The organism is Pseudomonas sp. MD195_PC81_125, assembly GCF_014060985.1.
In the GTDB taxonomy this organism is placed as follows: Bacteria; Pseudomonadota; Gammaproteobacteria; order Pseudomonadales; family Pseudomonadaceae; genus Aquipseudomonas; species Aquipseudomonas parakoreensis.
The window spans coordinates 1-3,569 of sequence record NZ_JABULD010000500.1 but is presented as its reverse complement, the minus strand read 5'-3'; the positions used below and the strand labels follow the sequence as shown (position 1 = coordinate 3,569).

General features: G+C 61.2%; 3 protein-coding genes and 1 pseudogene. 1 reads left to right on the top strand and 3 read right to left on the bottom strand.

Features of this window, described 5'->3' with window-relative positions; all coding sequences use genetic code 11:
- The 3 genes and pseudogenes from HT737_RS20050 to HT737_RS20040 all read right to left on the bottom strand — a co-directional run.
- Window positions 1-389, bottom strand: a 389-nt coding sequence (locus tag HT737_RS20050) for an SbmA/BacA-like family transporter (RefSeq protein WP_308809997.1), incomplete at its 3' end; no start/stop codon positions are given.
- A gap of 96 nt (window positions 390-485) precedes the next feature.
- Window positions 486-1,045, bottom strand: a pseudogene (locus HT737_RS20045) (response regulator transcription factor).
- Window positions 1,038-2,300, bottom strand: coding sequence for an ATP-binding protein (locus HT737_RS20040; RefSeq protein WP_027610820.1), 1,263 nt, complete (start codon window positions 2,298-2,300; stop codon window positions 1,038-1,040). The pseudogene HT737_RS20045 and the gene HT737_RS20040 overlap by 8 nt, the downstream one beginning before the upstream one ends.
- A gap of 413 nt (window positions 2,301-2,713) precedes the next feature.
- Here HT737_RS20040 and HT737_RS20035 point away from each other — a divergent pair, with 413 nt between their 5' ends.
- Window positions 2,714-3,433: an SIMPL domain-containing protein gene (locus HT737_RS20035; protein WP_047291253.1), complete on the top strand. Its 720-nt coding sequence runs from the start codon at window positions 2,714-2,716 to the stop codon at window positions 3,431-3,433.
- Window positions 3,434-3,569 lie beyond the last annotated feature (136 nt).

Below are 3,569 nucleotides of genomic sequence, written 5' to 3'. Positions count from 1 at the left end.
TGGTAGTAATTCTTGTCAGCGAGCCAACGGGAGAAATGCTTTTCGGTGAGCCAGGCCCGCCAGCGAATCGTCAGCATCTGGGTCAGATAAAGCCGGTACACCGCACCGACAATCGCCACCGCTGCAATCGCGCAGAAATACAGAATCAGCTGCCAGAACGCCGCTTCATCTTTCTTCTGCAGCGCGTTGTAGAAATCCTTGTACCAGGTGTTGAACCACACCGAAATCCCTACGCTGAGCAGCGACAGCGCAATCACCGCAATCAGCAATGTCCAGGCCTTGCCCTTCTCTTCACTGCGCCAGTAAGGCGTGATGATCCCCCACACCTTGCGAAAAAACTGCCCGCGCACAGCATCGTTGACCGCGGAATATTCAGCGTTCTGATTCATGGAAAAGGCTCGATAAAGAAAAGAACAGACACGCACCGATCATAGTTGATCGGTGCGCGTTATCGCGAGAGCTGGCGATGGCCGTTCAGCGCAGGTTCAGCGACGAACCGGGCGCTTCTGCAGTTTGCGCTGCAGGGTGCGGCGGTGCATGCCCAGGGCGCGGGCAGTGGCGGAGATGTTGCCTTCGTGCTCGGTGAGCACGCGCTGGATGTGCTCCCATTGCAGACGGTCCACCGACATCGGGTTTTCCGGCACCAGGCTGTCGAGGTCGGCGTGCTCGGAGAGCAGCGCAGCCAGCACGTCGTCGGCGTCGGCCGGTTTACACAGGTAGTTGCAGGCGCCGCGCTTGATCGCTTCGACCGCCGTGGCAATGCTCGAATAACCGGTGAGGATCACCACGCGCATTTCCGGGTCCAGTTCCAGCAGCTTGGGCAGCAGCACCAGACCGGAGTCGCCGTCCATTTTCAGGTCCAGCGCGGCGTAGTCCGGCAGGTCGGCCTGGGCGATGGTCAGGCCTTCCTCGGCGGAGCTGCAGTACTCACGCGAAAGCCACGGCGGGCCATGGCACGGGCCATTACCCGGGTGAAGGTCGCGTCGTCGTCGACCAGCAGCAGATGCGGCAGTTCTTCGCCTTCGACTTGGATTTCGTCACTCATGTTGGTCTCCTCGGGCGCCATGGGGCAGGCGCAGCTCGGTGAGCGTGCCGCCTTCCTCATGACTATAGAGTTTCACTGAGCCGCCGGCGCGTGTCACGCTGGCCTTGCTCAAAAACAGGCCCAGGCCGAAACCTTTGCCCTTGGTGGTAAAAAACGGTTTGCCGATCTGCTCGGCGATGGCCAGCGGCACGCCGGCACCGTGGTCACGAATGCTGATGGTCACGGTTTCCGCGTCCCAGTCCAGCGTCACCTGAAGATTTTCCGGGCAGGCGTCGGCGGCATTGTTCAGCAGATTGAGCAGCGCCTGGGTCAGATCCGGCGGCGGTGCCATGCGCGGGACTGTGCCCTGGCCGAGACGCTGGAAGCGATAACTGGCTTCCGGACGCATCAGGTGCCAACGGTTCAGCGCTTCGTCGAGCCATTGGGTGACGTCCTGCATCTCCACGGCCATACGGCGGTTGGCCTCGGCGGCGCGCACCAGTTGTTGCAACGTTTCTTTGCACAGTTTGACCTGATCCTGCAGCACCTTCAGGTCGTCCTGCAACATCGCGTCGGGGTGGTCCTGCTGCATTTCCTTGAGCAACACGCTCATGGTCGCCAGCGGTGTGCCGAGTTCATGCGCGGCGCCAGCCGCCTGGGTGGCGACGGCGAGCAATTGCTGATCGCGCAGGCCTTCTTCGCGACGAATCGCGCGCAATTCTTCCTGACGACGCAGCTCTTCAGCCATGCGCGCAGCGAAAAACGTGATCACCGCAGCCGCCAGCGCGAAGCTCAGCCACATGCCGTAGATCTGCAGGTTCTCGCGGGCCACTGGCAGGGTTTCCAACGGGTAGAAACGCGTGAGCATCACGGTGTACAGCGCCAGCGCGATGCCGGACAGAATCACCGAATAACGCCACGGCAGCGTCACCGCCGCGATGGTCAGTGGCACCAGATAATAGGAAACGAACGGGTTGGTCGAACCGCCGGAGAAATACAGCAGCGCACTGTGGATCACCAGATCGCAGGCCAGTTGCAGCGCATATTCGAGTTCGGTCACCGGCCAGGACGTACGCAGTCGCACGGCGGTGAACACGCAGAGCAGAATCGAGCAGCCGAGGGTCATCGCCAGTTGCACCCACGGCAACGGCAGCAGTTGCAGCCAGTAGGCCAGGCCAACGGAACCGGCCTGCGCGGCGAGCACCAGGGTGCGGATGAACGTCAGCCGCCAGAGGTTCTGGCGAGTGGCGGAAGTCAGTTGTACGGGGGCGAGCATGAGCTCTCCTGATGAGCGCTCCAGGCGGATCGCACGGAGTATAACCAAGCCGCGGCTTTGAGAGGCGAAAGTGCGGCAAATGACCACATGGCGCTGGCGGTAAATTGGGCTACAGCGCATGGCTGTCCGAGATCAGTGTGGTGAGGGGATTTATCCCCGATGGGTGGCGAAGCCGCCCCAAACCCTGCAATCCGCTTTTCACGGGCAGACCGCATCCGCTGAATTGCGACTGCTTCGCAGCCGATCGGGGCGGTGCGACGTTTCGCTAAATCCCCTCGCTACAAAAACACTTCCAGGCCAATCCGGCGCATCTGTATAGAAGTTGTAACTGGGCGAACCGCAGCGCAGAAGCTAGAGTCTGATGGTTTCACGCAGGGACGAACCAACACCTGCGCATTATTCAAGGAGCCTTCATGCACACATTTCGCCGCAGCGCCGCCCTTCTCGCCCTGACCGTCGGCAGCATCGCCAGCCTTCCGGCGCTGGCCGCCGATGAGCTGCACTACAACCAGATCTCCCTGCGCGCCGAAGTCAGCCAGGAAGTCGCCCGCGACCTGATGATCGTGACGCTCTACACCGAAGCGCAAAACACCGACCCGGCCAAACTCGCCGCCGACGTCAGCACCACCATGAACAAGGCGCTGGCCCAGGCCAAGCAAGTCAAAGACATCACCCTGCGCCAGGGCAGCCGCAACAGCTACCCGATCTACGACACCAAGGGCCAGAAAATCACCGGCTGGCGCGAACGCGCCGAACTGCGCCTGGAAAGCGCCGACTTCGCCGCCCTGTCCAAACTTACTGGCGAACTGCTGACCGACCTGAAAATGGGCGGCATGGACTTCGCCATCGCCGAGCCGACCCGCAAGGCCAGCGAAGACCAACTGCTCAAGGAAGCCGTCAACGCCTTCAAGGCCCGCGCGCAACTGGCCACCGATGCACTGGGCGGCAAAGGCTACAAAATCGTCAACCTGAACCTCAACAGCAACGGCTACCCACAACCGTACATGCGCGCCCCGATGATGATGAAAGCCGCCGGCATGGCGGATTCGGCACCGGTCACACCGGAAGTCGAAGCCGGCACCAGCCAGGTCAGCCTGACTGCCGATGGCTCGATTGAAGTGCTGATGCAGTGAATTGATGTGGGCTGAATGAAAAACCGGCGATCAGAGAATGATCGCCGGTTTTTTTGTGCCTGGGAGTTGTGTTGTTTGATCTGACGCCTTCGCGAGCAAGCTCGCTCCCACATTTGAAATGCGCACTCCTGTGGGA